This is a genomic window from Nitrincola lacisaponensis (assembly GCF_000691225.1).
In the GTDB taxonomy this organism is placed as follows: domain Bacteria; phylum Pseudomonadota; class Gammaproteobacteria; order Pseudomonadales; family Balneatricaceae; genus Nitrincola; species Nitrincola lacisaponensis.
Genome location: NZ_JMSZ01000024.1, coordinates 61,140 through 77,104 on the forward strand (window position 1 = coordinate 61,140; position 15,965 = coordinate 77,104).

The 15,965-nt window shown below is 55.2% G+C and carries 18 protein-coding genes; 14 read left to right on the top strand and 4 right to left on the bottom strand.

The window, feature by feature from the left end:
• Window positions 1-259: 259 nt before the first annotated feature.
• Genes glyA through ribA form a run of 10 tightly spaced genes read left to right on the top strand, consistent with a single transcriptional unit; the run spans window position 260 to window position 8,036 of the window.
• Window positions 260-1,519, top strand: a complete 1,260-nt coding sequence (gene glyA, locus ADINL_RS08765) for a serine hydroxymethyltransferase (RefSeq protein ID WP_036546609.1) — start codon at window positions 260-262, stop codon at window positions 1,517-1,519.
• A 58-nt stretch (window positions 1,520-1,577) separates the two neighbouring features.
• The gene (gene nrdR / locus ADINL_RS08770; protein WP_036546613.1) at window positions 1,578-2,054 is read left to right on the top strand and encodes a transcriptional regulator NrdR; all 477 of its coding nucleotides are present in this window, start codon (window positions 1,578-1,580) and stop codon (window positions 2,052-2,054) included.
• Window positions 2,051-3,172, top strand: coding sequence for a bifunctional diaminohydroxyphosphoribosylaminopyrimidine deaminase/5-amino-6-(5-phosphoribosylamino)uracil reductase RibD (ribD, locus tag ADINL_RS08775; RefSeq protein ID WP_036546616.1), 1,122 nt, complete (start codon window positions 2,051-2,053; stop codon window positions 3,170-3,172). The genes nrdR and ribD overlap by 4 nt, the downstream gene beginning before the upstream one ends.
• Before the next feature lies 1 nt (window position 3,173).
• Window positions 3,174-3,848 (top strand): riboflavin synthase, encoded by a 675-nt coding sequence (locus ADINL_RS08780; RefSeq protein ID WP_036546618.1) that lies wholly within the window; start codon window positions 3,174-3,176, stop codon window positions 3,846-3,848.
• An 18-nt stretch (window positions 3,849-3,866) separates the two neighbouring features.
• Entirely contained in the window at window positions 3,867-4,988 is a 1,122-nt protein-coding gene (gene ribBA, locus ADINL_RS08785) for a bifunctional 3,4-dihydroxy-2-butanone-4-phosphate synthase/GTP cyclohydrolase II (protein ID WP_036546621.1), read from the top strand.
• 14 nt (window positions 4,989-5,002) lie between these two features.
• Window positions 5,003-5,476 (top strand): 6,7-dimethyl-8-ribityllumazine synthase, encoded by a 474-nt coding sequence (gene ribH / locus ADINL_RS08790; protein ID WP_036546623.1) that lies wholly within the window; start codon window positions 5,003-5,005, stop codon window positions 5,474-5,476.
• Between the two features lie 4 nt (window positions 5,477-5,480).
• The gene (gene nusB / locus ADINL_RS08795; protein WP_036546626.1) at window positions 5,481-5,957 is read left to right on the top strand and encodes a transcription antitermination factor NusB; all 477 of its coding nucleotides are present in this window, start codon (window positions 5,481-5,483) and stop codon (window positions 5,955-5,957) included.
• On the top strand, window positions 5,957-6,940 hold the full coding sequence (gene thiL, locus ADINL_RS08800) for a thiamine-phosphate kinase (RefSeq protein ID WP_036546628.1): 984 nt from the start codon (window positions 5,957-5,959) through the stop codon (window positions 6,938-6,940). The genes nusB and thiL overlap by 1 nt, the downstream gene beginning before the upstream one ends.
• Window positions 6,930-7,412 (top strand): phosphatidylglycerophosphatase A family protein, encoded by a 483-nt coding sequence (locus ADINL_RS08805; RefSeq protein ID WP_036546630.1) that lies wholly within the window; start codon window positions 6,930-6,932, stop codon window positions 7,410-7,412. The genes thiL and ADINL_RS08805 overlap by 11 nt, the downstream gene beginning before the upstream one ends.
• 12 nt (window positions 7,413-7,424) lie before the next feature.
• Window positions 7,425-8,036 (top strand): GTP cyclohydrolase II, encoded by a 612-nt coding sequence (gene ribA, locus ADINL_RS08810; protein ID WP_036546633.1) that lies wholly within the window; start codon window positions 7,425-7,427, stop codon window positions 8,034-8,036.
• Here the strand turns inward: ribA and ADINL_RS08815 are convergent.
• Genes ADINL_RS08815 through ADINL_RS08825 form a run of 3 tightly spaced genes read right to left on the bottom strand, consistent with a single transcriptional unit; the run spans window position 8,027 to window position 10,937 of the window.
• On the bottom strand, window positions 8,027-9,808 hold the full coding sequence (locus tag ADINL_RS08815) for a 1-deoxy-D-xylulose-5-phosphate synthase (protein WP_036546635.1): 1,782 nt from the start codon (window positions 9,806-9,808) through the stop codon (window positions 8,027-8,029). The two genes, ribA and ADINL_RS08815, sit on opposite strands and share 10 nt — an antisense overlap.
• The gene (locus ADINL_RS08820) at window positions 9,808-10,695 is read right to left on the bottom strand and encodes a polyprenyl synthetase family protein (protein ID WP_036546638.1); all 888 of its coding nucleotides are present in this window, start codon (window positions 10,693-10,695) and stop codon (window positions 9,808-9,810) included. The genes ADINL_RS08815 and ADINL_RS08820 overlap by 1 nt, the downstream gene beginning before the upstream one ends.
• Window positions 10,692-10,937, bottom strand: coding sequence for an exodeoxyribonuclease VII small subunit (locus ADINL_RS08825; RefSeq protein ID WP_036546643.1), 246 nt, complete (start codon window positions 10,935-10,937; stop codon window positions 10,692-10,694). The genes ADINL_RS08820 and ADINL_RS08825 overlap by 4 nt, the downstream gene beginning before the upstream one ends.
• Before the next feature lie 173 nt (window positions 10,938-11,110).
• Here ADINL_RS08825 and pomA point away from each other — a divergent pair, with 173 nt between their 5' ends.
• The 4 genes from pomA to ADINL_RS08845 all read left to right on the top strand — a co-directional run bounded on the left by pomA (window position 11,111) and on the right by ADINL_RS08845 (window position 14,602).
• Window positions 11,111-11,881 carry a flagellar motor protein PomA gene (gene pomA / locus ADINL_RS08830; RefSeq protein ID WP_036546811.1) on the top strand — a complete coding sequence of 257 codons (771 nt, stop codon included), beginning with the start codon at window positions 11,111-11,113 and terminating at the stop codon, window positions 11,879-11,881.
• Window positions 11,882-11,886: 5 nt separating this feature from the next.
• Window positions 11,887-12,816 (top strand): flagellar motor protein MotB, encoded by a 930-nt coding sequence (locus ADINL_RS08835; protein ID WP_036546645.1) that lies wholly within the window; start codon window positions 11,887-11,889, stop codon window positions 12,814-12,816.
• A 64-nt stretch (window positions 12,817-12,880) separates the two neighbouring features.
• On the top strand, window positions 12,881-14,197 hold the full coding sequence (locus tag ADINL_RS08840; RefSeq protein WP_239644361.1) for an ABC1 kinase family protein: 1,317 nt from the start codon (window positions 12,881-12,883) through the stop codon (window positions 14,195-14,197).
• Window positions 14,198-14,212: 15 nt separating this feature from the next.
• Window positions 14,213-14,602, top strand: a complete 390-nt coding sequence (locus tag ADINL_RS08845) for an acyl-CoA thioesterase (protein WP_036546651.1) — start codon at window positions 14,213-14,215, stop codon at window positions 14,600-14,602.
• Here the strand turns inward: ADINL_RS08845 and ADINL_RS08850 are convergent.
• Window positions 14,593-15,942 carry a TAXI family TRAP transporter solute-binding subunit gene (locus ADINL_RS08850; RefSeq protein ID WP_051632678.1) on the bottom strand — a complete coding sequence of 450 codons (1,350 nt, stop codon included), beginning with the start codon at window positions 15,940-15,942 and terminating at the stop codon, window positions 14,593-14,595. The two genes, ADINL_RS08845 and ADINL_RS08850, sit on opposite strands and share 10 nt — an antisense overlap.
• Window positions 15,943-15,965 lie beyond the last annotated feature (23 nt).

Below are 15,965 nucleotides of genomic sequence, written 5' to 3' on the forward strand. Positions count from 1 at the left end.
GGGATGCCCATCCGGTTTATGCGACAATGTTACGCGCAATGCGCATCAGTTCTGATGCACTTTGTGCGTGAAGTCGTGAAGCTCCTGTCGGTTTTTGTCCTGGAAAGAGTTCGTATGAGGGGCTGTTTTGCAGATATTTTCACTTGGGCATGATCGCCTTTCATGTGCCTTCTGCCCGGGCTTTGTACTATAATGTGCTCCTTTTTTTCAGGTTATCCGGAAAACAGCGCCCGCTCCGGTCAACAAATAGAGGAAAGCCATGTTCAGCAAAACGATGACAATTGCCGGTTATGATCCGGAACTCTGGTCTGCGATGCAGTCTGAAGCCACGCGTCAGGAAGAGCATATTGAACTGATCGCATCTGAGAATTACACCAGCCCTCGCGTCATGCAGGCCCAGGGTTCTGAGCTGACCAACAAGTATGCTGAAGGCTATCCCGGCAAGCGCTACTACGGCGGTTGTGAGTATGTTGACGTTGTTGAAGATCTGGCGATAGAGCGTGCCAAGGCACTGTTTGGTGCTACCTATGCCAACGTACAGCCACACTCCGGTTCGCAGGCTAATGCCGCTGTCTTTATGGCGCTGTGCCAGCCGGGTGATACGGTTCTTGGTATGAGTCTGGCCCACGGTGGTCACCTGACGCATGGTTCGGCAGTTTCTTTCTCTGGCCGCATCTATAACGCTGTGCAGTATGGCTTGAACGAGCAGACTGGTGAAATTGATTACGACCAGGTTGAAACGCTGGCGCTGGAACACAAGCCGCGCATGATTATTGCCGGTTTCTCTGCCTATTCACGTATTGTTGACTGGCAGCGCTTCCGTGATATTGCAGACAAAGTGGGTGCTTACCTGTTTGTCGATATGGCTCATATCGCTGGCCTGGTTGCGGCTGGCGTTTATCCTTCACCCGTGCAGCTGGCGGATGTGGTCACCACGACAACCCATAAAACACTGGGTGGCCCGCGTGGCGGTCTGATCCTGTCTGCGCGCGCAGATGAAGAACTGCAGAAGAAACTGAACTTTGCCGTATTCCCTGAATCCCAGGGTGGGCCTTTGATGCACGTGATTGCCGCCAAGGCGGTCTGCTTCAAAGAAGCGATGGAGCCTGAATGGCAGGCTTACCAGGCGCAGGTTGTCAAGAATGCCCAGGCGATGGTGAAGGTGTTCCTGTCACGCGGTATTGATATCGTTTCCGGTGGAACCGAAGATCACCTGTTCCTTGTAGACCTGATCAAAAAGGATATCACCGGTAAGGATGCAGATGCGGCCTTGGGCCGTGCCAACATCACCGTGAACAAGAACTCTGTGCCGAATGATCCACGTTCGCCCTTTGTCACTTCCGGTCTGCGTATTGGTACGCCTGCGGTGACACGTCGCGGCTTCAAGGAAGCTGAAGTGGAGCAGCTGGCGGGCTGGATTTGTGATATTCTTGACGATATCCAGAATGAAGACACAATCCAGCAGGTCAAGGCTCAGGTGAAAGCCATCTGTGCACGTTTCCCTGTGTATAAGTCATAACTCACATGCGGCACCGATTCCGGTGCCGCGACAACGCTCTTTAGAACCGAGGCAGCCAATGCATTGTCCATTTTGTGGCGAACATGAAACCAAGGTTGTTGACTCCAGGCTCGTCGCTGAGGGTCAGCAGATACGTCGGCGTCGTGAATGTATTAGTTGCCATGAGCGTTTTACCACCTTCGAAGCCGCTGAGCTGTTAATGCCCAAAGTGGTGAAGAATGATGGTACCCGTCAACCTTTCGATGAAGACAAACTGCGTGCCGGTATCCAGCGAGCGCTGGAAAAGCGTCCGGTCAGCGTGGAAGAGTTTGAAGCCTGCCTGACCCGTATCAAACACCGCCTGCGTGCGACAGGTGAGCGCGAACTGCCATCCCGTGAAGTGGGTGAGGCGGTGATGCAGGAGCTGCATAAGCTGGATCAGGTTGCCTATGTCCGTTTTGCATCGGTGTATCGCAGTTTTCAGGATATTCACGAATTTCGTCAGGAAATTGACCGACTGGCTTCCCATAAGGTGCCGTCCGAGGCGTCTGAATGAGTTTCAGTGCTGACGACCATCGTTTTATGGCGCGTGCATTGCAATTGGCAGCACGAGGCCTGTACACCACTGACCCAAACCCGAGGGTCGGCTGTGTCCTGGTGCGTGATGGCGACATTGTGGGTGAAGCCTGGCATCAGCGTGCCGGTGAACCGCACGCCGAACCGCTGGCTTTGTGTCAGGCAGGTGCCCGCGCCCAGGGTGCCACAGCCTATGTGACACTGGAACCCTGCAGTCATTTCGGGCGCACGCCACCCTGTGCCGATGCGCTGATTGCAGCGGGTGTCAGCCGGGTAGTCGTTGCCATGCAGGATCCCAATCCACTGGTCGCAGGTCAGGGGCTGGAGCGTCTGCAGCAGGCAGGTATTGCTGTTGAGTGTGGTGTTCTGGAAGCCCAGGCAACTGCATTGAACCCTGGTTTTATCCAGCGTATGCGTGTTGGACGCCCCTTTGTGCGCCTCAAACTGGCGATGAGCCTGGATGGTCGCACAGCCATGCGCAGTGGTGAATCCCAATGGATTACCGGCAGTGCTGCGCGCGCAGATGTGCAGCGCTTACGGGCGCGCAGCTCCGCGATCATTACCGGAATCGATTCTGTGTGTCTGGATGATCCCCAGCTCACTGTACGTGATCCGGATCTGCTGTCTGAGGGTACAGCATTACAGCCTTTGCGGGTGGTGCTGGATTCACACCTGCGCCTTTCGCCTTCTGCGCGTGTGCTGCAGGTGCCTGGCAAGGTATTGCTGGTGACATCGGATCAGGTCGCACCTGCTCAGCTAGCCGAACTGGCATCAGGCAGTGTCGACTGGCTGGCATTGCCACTGGATGATCAGGGGCGCATACCGCTGGCGCCAGTACTGCAGCATCTGGCGCAGTCCTGCCAGTCTAATGAAGTCCTGGTGGAGACCGGTGCGACGCTGGCTGGCAGTTTTATGGCTCAGGGTCTGGTTGATGAGCTGGTTGTCTATATGGCCCCCACTCTGTTGGGCAGTGATGCACGTCCCTTGCTGGAGCTGCCGCTGACGCAGATGGCACAGCAGCAACGCCTGCAACTCACAGATGTGCGCCATTTTGGCGATGATTTGCGTTTGACATACAAGCCGCTAACGGAGTGTTGAGATGTTTACAGGTATTATTGAGGCGGTCGGAGAAGTCGCGGATATTCGCATGAAAGATGGCGATATGCAGCTGACTTTGCGTACCGGCAAGCTCGATCTGAGTGATGTAAAACTGGGCGACAGTATTGCGGTCAATGGCGTCTGTCTGACCGCTGTGGTATTGCCGGGTGACGGCTTTGTTGCGGATGTGTCACGCGAAACACTGGCGCATACCCGTTTTGAAAACCTCAAAGTGGGTGAACCGGTGAATCTGGAAAAAGCCCTGATGCCGACCAGTCGTCTGGGTGGACATCTGGTCAGCGGCCATGTCGATGGTCTGGGTGAAGTGGTTGAGCGTCATGATGATGCCCGGTCAATCCGTTTTACCCTCAAGGCGCCTGCCGAGCTGAGCCGCTATATTGCCCATAAGGGTTCGATTACAGTGGATGGTGTCAGCTTGACGGTGAATGCCGTCCAGGGCGATCATTTTGAATTGAATATAGTGCCTCACACAGCCCAGGAAACCATTATGGACCACTATCAAAGTGGTCGTCAGGTGCACCTGGAAGTGGATCTGATTGCCCGTTATCTGGAGCGATTGCTTCAGGGGGGCGCTGCCGGACATTCGAGTAGCGCTGAATCTACAGGTATCAGCCTGGAAAAACTGGCAGAATACGGCTTTACCCGCCGCCGATAAGTATCCGGAGAGTACACCATGGAGCTGAACAGCCCCGAAGAACTGATTGAAGATATACGCCAAGGTAAAATGGTCATCCTGATGGATGACGAGGATCGTGAAAACGAAGGTGACCTGGTGATTGCGGCAGAGAAGGTACGCCCTGAAGATATCAACTTCATGGCGACCCACGCTCGCGGACTCATCTGCCTGACGCTGACGCGGGAGCGCTGTGAGCAGCTTAATCTGCCGTTGATGGTGAGAAGCAATGGCGCGCAGTTCTCGACCAACTTTACCCTGTCGATAGAAGCGGCCACCGGCGTGACGACCGGTATTTCTGCTGCCGACCGTGCGCATACTGTTCAGATGGCGGTGAAGCCGGATGCACGGCCCGAAGATATCGTGCAGCCAGGACATATTTTCCCGCTGATGGCACAGCCGGGTGGCGTACTCAGCCGTGCCGGACACACTGAAGCGGGTTGTGATCTGCCACGACTGGCAGGGCTGACGCCTGCGTCGGTGATTGTCGAAGTGATGAACGATGATGGCAGCATGGCGCGTCGTCCGGATCTGGAAAAGTTTGCGGCTCGCCATGGCCTGAAGATCGGCACCATTGCCGACCTGATTCACTACCGTACCCTGAACGAGCACACAATTGTGCGTGAAAGTGAAGGGGAGCTGCCTACAGAATATGGCACTTTCCGCTATATTACCTATCGGGACGAGATTAAGAACTGTACCCATCTGGCGATGGTGAAAGGTGATATTCAGGCTGATATCGCCACGCTGGTGCGGGTACATATCCGTTCAGAGGTGTTGCGTGATGTTGTTGGCGCAGTCACCAGTGAAGAGAAAAAATGGACCATGCGACGCGCATTGCGCCGGGTGGCTGAAGAAGAAAACGGGGTGGTGCTGTTGCTCGACAGCGGTCACCGTATTGATCTGGGCGATGCCGTCGATCAGATGCTGAATGGCAGTCTGGCACGCTCCAAGGTCAACGTCAGTGCATCAGGTGCCTATTTGACCGTCGGTACAGGTTCGCAAATTCTGCGAGATCTGGGCGTAGGTAAAATGCGCCTGATGAGTGCACCGATGAAATTTAATGCGATTTCCGGATTTGATCTGGAGATTGAAGAATACATTCCCTACCAGGACGAATAACGGAAATCTTATCTATGTCAGTTAAAACCTATGAAGGCGACTTTGTCAGCGCCGATGGAAAGTATGCAATTGTGGTAGGCCGCTTCAACGCCTTTGTTGTGGAAAGTCTGCTGGAAGGTGCGCTGGACACGCTGAAACGTCACGGTGTCAGTGAAGAAAATATTCGTATCATCCGTGTTCCGGGTGCATTCGAGATTCCGCTGGCGGTGAAGAAAGTGGCTGGACAGAAGCAGGATGACGCCATCATTGCACTGGGTGCCGTGATTCGTGGCGGTACACCGCATTTTGAATATGTATCGGCTGAAAGCTCCAAGGGCATCGCACAGGTGATGATGGACTATGATCTGCCTGTAGCCAACGGCATTCTCACAGTCAACAGCATCGAGCAGGCTGTCGAGCGCTCCGGTACCAAAGCGGGCAACAAGGGTGCTGAAGCAGCCCTGTCAGCGTTGGAAATGGTCAGCCTGATGCGTCGCCTTGAGGCCTGATGGAATGAGTGAGTCATCCGGTTCCGATAAAAAACGTAAACTGTCCCGCACTGAAATGCGTCGCAACGCACGTAACTACACGTTACAGGCGTTGTATCAGTGGCAGATGGCCTCTCAGCCTGTGAATGAAATTGAAGCGCAGTTTCGCGTCAACAATGATATGTCCGATACCGATGTAGCCTTGTTTGGTGAGTTGCTGCGGGGTGTCACGGCACGTGCCAAAACGCTGGATCAGGCCTACTCGCTGTTTCTGGATCGCTCGGTAGACGATCTTGATCCGGTTGAGCTGGCGGTCCTGCGTATCGGCGCCTATGAGCTGATCGAACGGCTGGAAGTACCGTATCGCGTGGCGATCAATGAGAGTGTCGAACTGGCCAAAACCTTTGGTGCGACAGAAAGCCACCGTTATGTAAACGGCGTGCTGGACAAGCTGGCACAGAAAGTGCGCGCTGCGGAAGTGATGGCCCGACGTGAGCGCTGATGGGCGAGTTTGAACTGATCCGGCGTTACTTTGCGCGCAAGCAACCGACTTCCAGCAGTGTACTGCTGGGAATAGGGGATGATGCCGCACTGCTGCAACTGCCAGCTGATGAACAGCTGGTAGTATCAGTTGATACGCTGGTATCGGGCGTTCACTTCCTGCCGGATGCGCCCGCCGAACGCGTGGCGCAACGGGCACTGGGTGCTGCTGTCAGTGATCTGGCTGCGATGGGTGCCCGGCCACTCTGGTATACCCTGGCGCTGACCTTGCCGGAAGTGTCTGAGGGCTGGCTGGAGCGTTTTGCGTCTGCTCTGGCACAGCGTTCAGCTGAACTGGGTATTATTCTGGTGGGCGGTGATACCACCCGTGGGCCTTTGTCGCTGTCTTTGACTGTGCATGGGGCTGTCCGGCCAGGTCATGCACTGCGTCGCAGTGGTGCCCGTGCCGGTGACCTGATTCTGGTCAGCGGCACGCTGGGAGACAGCCGGGCCGGTCTGGAGAGTCTACTGCATCCGCAGACCGCTGAACGTGCCAGTCTGGACTGGCTGCGTGAGCGTTTTTACCGACCGGAACCGCGCTTGCAACTGGCAGAGCGTCTGGCATCACTGGCGCATAGTGCCGTAGATATTTCGGATGGCCTGCTGGCTGACCTTGGACATATTCTGCAAGCCAGTCAGTGCGGTGCCGAACTGGAAGTGACGGCCTTGCCACTGTCGCAGGCACTGTTGGACTTTACACCGGATGTCGAGACACGTGAACACTGGGCGCTGACCGGGGGAGAGGACTTTGAACTCTGTTTGACTCTTCCTGAGCAGCACTGGGAAGCCGCGCGTCAGATTGCGACCGCGCTGGATGTTCCCTTGACCCCGGTCGGACGCATTCTGAGCGCGCCCACACTCTGTCTGCTGCGTGAAGGGCAGCCCATCACCTTGCCTTCCATTGCTTCAGGTTATGATCATTTCAGGAGTCAGCATGGCCGATAAAACACCTGCATCAGTCTGGTATAACCCGGTTCACTTTGCCGCGTTTGGCTTTGGCAGTGGCGCCGCACCTGTTGCCCCGGGTACCTTCGGGACACTGGCCGCCTTGCCTCTGTGGCTGTTTATTTTTGCTCCTTTATCGACCGATGCCTATCTGTTGACGCTGCTGGTGAGCTTTATTATCGGCGTCTGGCTGTGTCATCAGACTTCGGAAGATATCGGCGTACATGATCATGGCGGGATCGTCTGGGATGAGTTTGTCGGACTCTGGATCGCGCTGTTTGCGGTGCCGATGCACTGGTTCTGGATACTGCTGGGTTTTGCCTTGTTCCGTCTGTTTGATATCTGGAAACCCTGGCCGATAGGCTGGGCCGACCGTCGTGTAAGTGGCGGGCTGGGCATTATGCTGGATGATGTGATTGCCGGTGTTTATGCATTGGTGGTACTCCAGTGTTTACTTTTTATCTTTAATTAACGGGTACTGATCTTGTCTGTTGAGTATGTTGCGCAATCCAGGCTGCCTACCCCTTGGGGTGTGTTTACCATGGTCGGTTTCGAAGATACCGTCACAGGTAAAGAGCATGTTGCATTGGTGTGTGGAGATGTCAGCGGTGATGCACCGGTGCTGGCGCGGATGCATTCTGAGTGTCTGACAGGCGACTCACTGTTCAGTCTGCGCTGTGATTGTGGCTTTCAGCTACAGGAAGCCTTGCGTCGTATTTCTGAAGAAGGACGCGGCGTGCTGCTGTATCTGCGTCAGGAAGGGCGTGGTATCGGTTTGCTGAACAAGATCAAGGCATACCATCTTCAGGACCAGGGTGCCGATACGGTTGAAGCCAATGAACAGCTCGGGTTTGCAGCCGATATGCGGGATTACAGCCTGTGTCTGCCGATGCTCAAGCATCTGGGTATCCAGTCGGTCAGACTGATGACCAATAACCCGCGCAAAGTCAAAGCACTGGAGGCGGCGGGCGTGACTGTCGCTGAGCGTGTGCCGCTTCAGGTCGGTAAAAACCGGCATAATGAAGGCTACCTGCAAACCAAAATGGGCAAGCTGGGCCACATGATGCAGGATGAGCATTTCCGCGATCAGGAGTGATCGCGGATCCAGCGATGTATTGAGGCTTCGATGCTCTGGCTGTCCAGACCGCAGCTTTGCAGTTGTTGTTCACGGCTGGCGTGATCTATCCACACATCGGGGATGCCCAGTGTCAGCAGAGGGTTGCTGAATCCCTCAGCATGTAGCCATTCACCGACAGCAGAGCCTGCGCCTCCCTGAATCGCATGATCTTCCAGTGTCACGATCAATCGATGCTGTTTTACCAGACCTGTGAGTAACCCTGTGTCCAGTGGCTTGACGCTGCGCATGTCCACCAGTGACAGGTTCAGGCGTTCGGCAACTTGCCAGGCCTGATCCAGTAATGGGCCGAAGTTCAGTAGCAGGTGCTCACCACCCTGGCGCAACAGATGTGCGGCAGGCAAGGCGGGTGGCTGATTCAAATCCGGTAAGTCCTTCGCCTCACTGCCTCGCGGATAGCGGACAGCCACAATACCGGGTGTCTGATGCGCATAATCGAGCATGCGGGTCAGCTCGGTATGGCTGGAGGGTGTCAGAATCTGTACATCGGGCAGGCAACGCAGAAAAGCGATATCAAAGCATCCGGCATGGGTCGCGCCATCTTCACCTACCAGACCCGCACGATCAATGGCCAGCACCAGATCCAGTTGCTGAATGGCCAAATCATGAATCAACTGATCATAGCCGCGTTGCAAAAAAGTGGAATAGATCGCAACGACCGGCTGCATGCCACCAGCTGCCAGGCCTGCGGCCAGGGTGAGTGCGTGTTGCTCGGCAATGGCAACATCAAAGTAGCGATCAGGATACTGCTCCGAGAAAGCGATCAGATCAGAGCCTTCGCGCATCGCTGGAGTGATCGCGCAGAGGCGCGGATCAGTGGCAGCACGTGATACCAGCCACTCACCAAATACATTACAGAATTTTTGCCGTTTCAGACTGGGCGTGTTTTGCTGCGGCTCCATCTTGGTGATGGCATGAAAGCCGACCGGATCGGCTTCTGCCGGTGCATAGCCCTTTCCCTTGCAGGTAATGACATGCAGAAATTGTGGCCCCGGCTGCTGTAACACCTGGGTCAGGGTTTGCAGCAGGTGTGGTAAATCATGGCCATCGACCGGACCGGTATAGTTAAATGCCAGGGATTCGAACAGGGCTGCCGTGGTGTCACCGCTGAGACGGTTGCGCAGCTTGTTGGCCAGATAGGTGGCCAGCCCGCCTTCATTGCGCGAAATGGACATGTCATTGTCGTTCAGGATCACCAGCAGATCAGCACCGGTATGTGCCGCATGGTTGAGTGCTTCAAAGGCCATACCGGCTGTCATGGCACCATCGCCAATCACGGCTACACTGCGACGCGATTCACCTTGCAGCCGTGCCGCCAGTGCCAGCCCCAGCGCGGCACTGATCGAGGTGCTGGAGTGTCCGGTACCAAAAACATCCCAGGGGCTTTCATCCCGTTTCGGGAAGGGCGCCAGGCCGTGTTGTTGGCGCATGGTCAGCATGCGGGCCTTGCGTCCGGTAAGAATCTTGTGTGGATAACACTGGTGGCCAACATCCCAGATCAAATGATCGGTGGGGGTGTCGAGGCAATAATGCAGGGCAAGAGTCAGTTCAACCACACCCAGCCCGGCACCAAAATGTCCTCCGGTTTGTCCGACAGTGTAGAGCAGCCAGTGACGCAGCTCTTCTGCCAGTACAGGCAGTTGCTCGGGAGACAGACGACGCAGATCGGCAGGCGATTCAATTCTGTCCAGCAGTGGCGTGATGGGCGGGTGTTGCGGCAGTGAGTCCAGCATCAGTATTGGCGTCGCACAATATATTCAGCCAGAGCCAGCAGGTCATCCGCTTCGGTGCCGAAGGGCTGTAGCTCTGCGCGGGCCTGTTGCAACAACTGATCCAGCAGTGTCTTGCAGGCTTCCAGTCCCAGCAATGAGGGGTAGGTGGGCTTATTGCGAGCCTGGTCAGAACCACTGGGTTTACCCAGCGTGCCAGTGTCGGCTTCAATATCCAGCAGATCATCCTTGACCTGGAAAGCCAGTCCGATCAGGTCACCGAAGCGTTGCAAGGCTGCCAGTCGTTCGCCTTGTAACTGTCCGGCTGCTTGCGCGCCCATCACCAGGGCGCAGGTGATCAGGGCACCGGTTTTCAGTGCATGCATCTGTTGTAACTCTTCCAGCGAGAGTGCCTGACCGACATGGCTCAGGTCAAAGGCTTGCCCCAGTACCATACCACGCTCACCGGCGGCCCGGCTCAGCGCATGTACCATGGCCAGCTGTTGTGGCGCTGCGTAGTGCTCACTGGGGCGGCTGAGCTGCTCGAATGCGGCGGTCAGCAGGGCATCGCCCGCCAGAATCGCGGTGGCTTCATCAAAGGCGATATGACAGGTGGGTTTGCCACGGCGCAGCTCATCATTATCCATCGCTGGCAGGTCATCATGAACCAGAGAGTAGCTGTGCAGCATTTCTATGGCGACAGCCGGAGCATCAGCCTGTGGCAGCGAACCGCCGCAAAAACGACAGGCAAGGTAAACCAGTAGCGGACGAATGCGTTTGCCACCGTTCAGTAGGCTGTAAAGCATGGCTTCCTGAAGCGCAGGGTAGAGGCTGTCCTGAGTGCTCAGGCTCTGCTGCAGTAACTGCTGGACCCGTTCGGAATACTGCTGGAGTTGCTGTTCGAGTTTCAAGCGTCTGCCTCGGGGTCATTGAAAGGAGTGGCCAGAATCTCACCCTTTTCTTCGGTAAGCAATTTCACTTTCTGCTCGGCCTGCTCCAGTATCTGTTGGCACTGCCGGGTCAGGCGTATGCCTTCTTCGAAGGCCTGCAAAGAGGCTTCTATGCTGAGTGATCCGCTTTCCATTTCGCTGACCAGAGTTTCCAGACGCGCCATCGACGCCTCAAAGCTGGGGGTATGTTCAGTGTCTGACATGCGACTCACCTTCATTGAAAATAACGCTGCAACTTACCCAACCTGCCGGACCGGGTCAATCCGGCGCAACAGGAAATGCTTAAATAGCAGGTGAACAGTTGTATAAATCTGGTATTATCTGCATTAAATGCAGTGGTATAAAGCCTTATCCTGTCTGTTTCAGAGGTCTGTTCGTGGATATAGCAACAATAGTCGGTATTATCGGTGCCTTTGCAATCATCATCATGGCAATGGTACTGGGTGGAGATCTCGGAATCTTCGTGAACCCTCCCTCCTTGTTGATTGTAATCGGCGGCAGTATTTTTGTCGTGTTAATCAAGTTTACCCTGGGCCAATTCCTGGCTGCCGGAAAAGTGGCAGCCAAGGCCTTCATGTACAAATCGGTCAACCCGGAAGACATCATTTCAGAAACAGTTGAAATGGCCGATGCGGCGCGTAAGGGCGGTTTGCTGTCGCTTGAAGACAAACAGGTCTCCAGCGACTTTATGCAACGCGGTATCCAGTTGTTGGTGGATGGCCATGACCCGGAAGTGGTCAGGCAGCTACTCAACAAAGAAGCACGTTTGACCTATGACCGTCATGATTTTGGTGCCCGTATTTTTGCCGCTCTGGGTGATGTGGGTCCGGCGATGGGGATGATTGGTACGCTGATCGGTCTGGTGGCGATGCTGTCCAATATGGATGATCCCAAGGCGATAGGCCCTGCCATGGCGGTAGCGCTGCTGACAACCCTCTATGGTGCGATGATGGCAAACATGTTTGCCATTCCTGTTGCCGATAAGCTTAACCTGCGTCGTGATGAAGAATCGCTGAATAATGCCCTGATCATTGATGGTCTGCTGGCCATTCAGGCAGGCCAGAACCCGCGTGTGATTGACCAGATGCTGCGTAACTATTTGCCGGAGAAAAAGCGCTTTGCCAAGGCCGCGGGGGCTGAAGGCTAGTTATTATGAGTGCCGAAGAAGAGTGCAACTGTAAACCCTGCAAAAAAGGGCTGCCCGCCTTGCTGGCGACCTTTGGTGACTTGATGTCACTGCTGATGTGTTTCTTTGTACTGCTGCTGTCTTTCTCCGAAATGGATGTGCTTCGCTTCAAGCAGCTCGCCGGTTCCATGCGTGAAGCCTTTGGTGTGCAGGCGCAGATCAAGGTCGAAGACATTCCCAAAGGTACCTCCATTATTGCTCAGGAGTTCAGTCCCGGACGCCCGGAGCCCACGCCGCTGAATGAAGTGCGGCAGATGACCACGACCGTTGAACTGCATACCCTCGATGTGCGCTCCCAGGAAGGTGAGGCGATCGTGCATGATCGTGAATCAGCCGTCGACCAGCATCAACAGCAGCAGCGTGAGGAGCAGGCACGTCAGGATGCGATCCAGTTTTCCATGGCGCTGTCCGCCGAGATAGGCGAGGGTGCTGTGGAAGTGGAAACGGAAGGTACCAAGGTAATTATCCGTCTGAGAGAACAGGGTTCTTTTGCACCGGGTTCCGCTTATGTTGAAGATGACTACATTCCGGTGCTGGCTAAAATTCGTGATCTGCTGATTACCATCCCGGGATCTGTTGCCATTGAAGGTCATACCGATTCTGTCCCTTATAGTGGTACCCGGTTTGCCTCCAATTGGGATCTCTCGGCAGCGCGTGCACTGGCGGTAGCCCATGAGCTGTTCGCGGATCGGCGTGTTAATGAAAACCGTTTTACCATCTCTGGTTTCGCGTCTTCACGTGCCCGTGTACCGAATGACTCCGAGGCCAATCGTGCCCGTAACCGTCGCGTAGAAATTATTCTGGAGCGTGGTCAGGATGAGCAGGCCATGCCGATACAGGCTCGCCCTGAAGGGGATACCGAAGGGCAGCGACTGACCCCGCGGGACATCTTCTGATCCACTGCGCTGACGGTGACCTGATCAAGCCAGTCTGACGTATCACGCTGAAAAGGAGATTCAAGTGAAGCACAATTCCTCGCGCCCGGTTCCTGCCGGGCGTTTTTCCCGTATGGCGCATTTAGGCGGTCTGGCGACACGCATTGCCTCCGGTATGGTCGCGGAAGGCGTACGTCAGGTGGCGAGTGGCAAACGTCCCGCTGCCCGTGAATTACTGATGACGCCCGGTAATGTCCGTCGTGTGGCTGAAAAGCTGGCACACCTGCGTGGTGCGGCGATGAAAATGGGACAGTTGCTCTCCATGGATGCCGGGGATCTGATGCCGCCTGAGCTGGCTGAATTGCTGGCGGTATTACGTGCCGGAGCCACGCCCATGCCGATACTGCAGTTGGCGGGGGTGCTGGAAGCGTCTTTGGGTGAGGATTGGCAGCAAAATTTTCAGCAGTTTGGTTTTACCCCGATTGCGGCGGCGTCAATTGGTCAGGTACATCGTGCCGTGGACCCGCAAGGGCGTGAGCTGGCGCTCAAGATCCAGTATCCGGGGGTTGCCCAGAGTATCGATGCCGATGTGGATAACGTGATAACACTGTTGAAGTTGTCACGCTTGCTACCGGAAGGTGTGATTGCCGATACGCTGGTGGAAGAAGCCAAACAGCAGTTGCATGCTGAAGCGGATTACCAGTTGGAAGCGGCACATCTGCAGATGTATCGGCAGGCCTTGGCAGACGATCCTGGTTTTCGGGTGCCGGAGTGCTATCCACAACTGAGCAGCCGTACCCTGCTGGCAATGAGCTATGAATCGGGTGTCCCGATTGATAGTTTGCAGCACCAGCCGCTACAGGAGCGTAATCGCTGTGCAGCATTGTTGCTGTCGCTGCTGTTTCGTGAGCTGTTTGAGTTTGGCTGGGTCCAGACAGATCCGAATTTTGCCAATTTTCTCTACGATCCGGAAACAGCCCAACTGGTGCTGCTGGATTTCGGTGCCACGCGAGCCTATCGTCCTGAGCTGGTGGAAGCTTACCGGGCATTGTTCCGGGCCGGCTTGCAGCAGGATCAGGACGGCCTGCTTCAGGCAGCAACCCGGATAGGTTATTTCCACCAGCAGATTACCCCTTCACAGCAAGCGGCGGTGTTGCACTTGTTCGAGCTGGCAATGGAGCCCTTGCGCTCCGATCACTATGACTTCGGGGCTACTGACCTGGCACGACGCTTACGTGATCAGGGGATGGCATTGAGTATGCAGGAAGGATACTGGCACTCACCACCGGTGGATGCGCTGTTTTTGCATCGTAAGCTGGCTGGTTTGTATTTGTTGTTTGCGCGCCTTAAAGTTTCTTTAGCATGTCGTGATATACTTGAGCCTTGGTTAAAAACAAGCTAATCAAGGAATTGCAGCATGTATACGCAACAGATATCACCGGCGTTTTACGATACAGACGGATTGGGTCACATTAATAACACCCGTGTTCCCCAGTGGTTTGAAGGCGCACGAAACGAGTTGTTCCGCATTTTCACGCCCGATCTGGATATGAAAAAGTGGCAGCTTATTCTGGCACGGATTGAGGTGGATTTTGTCGGTGAACTGTTTTACGGCAGTGACATCGAAATTCGTACAACGGTCAGCCGTATTGGTAACAGTTCATTCAGCGTGCATCAGGAGGCCTGGCAGAATGGCACCCTGGGTGCCAAGGGCGAGGCGACCATGGTGCGCTATGATTTTGCTGCGGCCAAAACTCTGCCCCTGACGGATGAGCAGCGTGCCCAACTACAGGCACATCATTCCTGAGCGGCCTTGATCCGCTCTTCAAGTCGATTGCGGATATACGCGACATGCAGCCTGAGGTTGTAGAACTCTTCCATGTACGACAGTGGAACGACTGTATCAGCAACCTCATTCTCGAACTTCCGCACCAGCTCCAGATCACTTTGCAACAGTGACAATGGCAAGTCCATTTTTGCCAGATCATCATCAATAACCCGCAAGCGTTTGTACCAGCGATAGATACGTCGGCGTATCCGCCAGCGGAAAGCCGGTGGTGCCATGCGTATTAGCGGAATCAGTATTGCCAGCAGCGGGATGATCAGAATTGCCATGCGGTCAATCAGTGAAGCCAGCCAGAAAGGCAGGTGGCGATGCAGAATATTGGGACCGCGTTCGTAGAAGTAACGGGCATCGGAAGCAATTGGCAGATCGGTATAGAGCAGGGATGGAAACTCTGTGCGTTCTGCGACCAGGCTGATGCGCTGCTGATCCACCTTGGCGGCTTCAATCAGTAACTGAACGATGGACTGATGTACGCCCTGGCGGATGGCGATATAGGTAGCCGGTGCAATCAGTTGAATATCACGAGCCGGAAGGTTCTGCTGCAGATCCACGACCCCCTCATAGAGCGTCACCTGGGTCAGGAACGGGAAGCGCCGTGATAGAGCGGATGCGCGGGAAAAGTTCATCACTTGCAGCTCTGGGTCAGCCAGCAAACGCATCATTAAGGGGGCATCCGGGGCCATGACAAATGCGGCCACATCCAACTCACCCGACAGAAGTGCCTCGGCTGCCTGCTGTCCGCCCATCGCGTGCAAGTAGCGCTCTTCAGCATCCGGCTCCAACAGACCGGCAGCTTCCAGCAGGGTAAGCACTAACTGACGTGTGCCGCTGCCTTCCTGGCCGATGGCAATGCGTAAGCCATCCAACTGATCCAGTCTGGAGATCTCCTGGGTATCCGTCAGATTGACCCGTTCCGGGCGATAAAAGACAAACAGAGGCTCCAGTGCGATACTTACCACTGCCTCCAGTGGCGGAGCCTCCCCTTCAGGAAGGGTGCCACTCTGGACCAGTGCCGCATCGACATCGCCATTCAGCAGACGTTGCCAGTTTTCCACAGAGCCGGCGGTATTCAGCAGCTCCAGTTCGAAGCCACTGGCGGCAAAGGATTCTGCATAACGCTCACCTGTTTCGGCATAAGCACCGCCACTGCCACCTGTTGCCATCGTAAAGCGACTGGGAGGTGCGGGTTCAACAAACTGCCAGGCGATATAAAAAAATACCGCGCCGAGCAGGATAAACGGGATCAATACGCGAATGGAGTCACTGATCAGGGTGAGGAACAGTCGTAGATTTCTGGGCATGCCTGTGCTTTCCTTGTGATGCT

Excerpts from the sequence above, each read along its gene's own strand:
- glyA (WP_036546609.1), top strand. The coding sequence starts at position 260 with ATGTTCAGCAAAACGATGACAATTGCCGGTTATGATCCGGAACTCTGG.
- nrdR (WP_036546613.1), top strand. The coding sequence starts at position 1,578 with ATGCATTGTCCATTTTGTGGCGAACATGAAACCAAGGTTGTTGACTCC.
- ribD (WP_036546616.1), top strand. The coding sequence starts at position 2,051 with ATGAGTTTCAGTGCTGACGACCATCGTTTTATGGCGCGTGCATTGCAA.
- ADINL_RS08780 (WP_036546618.1), top strand. The coding sequence starts at position 3,174 with ATGTTTACAGGTATTATTGAGGCGGTCGGAGAAGTCGCGGATATTCGC.
- ribBA (WP_036546621.1), top strand. The coding sequence starts at position 3,867 with ATGGAGCTGAACAGCCCCGAAGAACTGATTGAAGATATACGCCAAGGT.
- ribH (WP_036546623.1), top strand. The coding sequence starts at position 5,003 with ATGTCAGTTAAAACCTATGAAGGCGACTTTGTCAGCGCCGATGGAAAG.
- nusB (WP_036546626.1), top strand. The coding sequence starts at position 5,481 with ATGAGTGAGTCATCCGGTTCCGATAAAAAACGTAAACTGTCCCGCACT.
- thiL (WP_036546628.1), top strand. The coding sequence starts at position 5,957 with ATGGGCGAGTTTGAACTGATCCGGCGTTACTTTGCGCGCAAGCAACCG.
- ADINL_RS08805 (WP_036546630.1), top strand. The coding sequence starts at position 6,930 with ATGGCCGATAAAACACCTGCATCAGTCTGGTATAACCCGGTTCACTTT.
- ADINL_RS08815 (WP_036546635.1), bottom strand. The coding sequence starts at position 9,808 with ATGCTGGACTCACTGCCGCAACACCCGCCCATCACGCCACTGCTGGAC.
- ADINL_RS08825 (WP_036546643.1), bottom strand. The coding sequence starts at position 10,937 with ATGTCAGACACTGAACATACCCCCAGCTTTGAGGCGTCGATGGCGCGT.
- ADINL_RS08835 (WP_036546645.1), top strand. The coding sequence starts at position 11,887 with ATGAGTGCCGAAGAAGAGTGCAACTGTAAACCCTGCAAAAAAGGGCTG.
- ADINL_RS08845 (WP_036546651.1), top strand. The coding sequence starts at position 14,213 with ATGTATACGCAACAGATATCACCGGCGTTTTACGATACAGACGGATTG.
- ADINL_RS08850 (WP_051632678.1), bottom strand. The coding sequence starts at position 15,942 with ATGCCCAGAAATCTACGACTGTTCCTCACCCTGATCAGTGACTCCATT.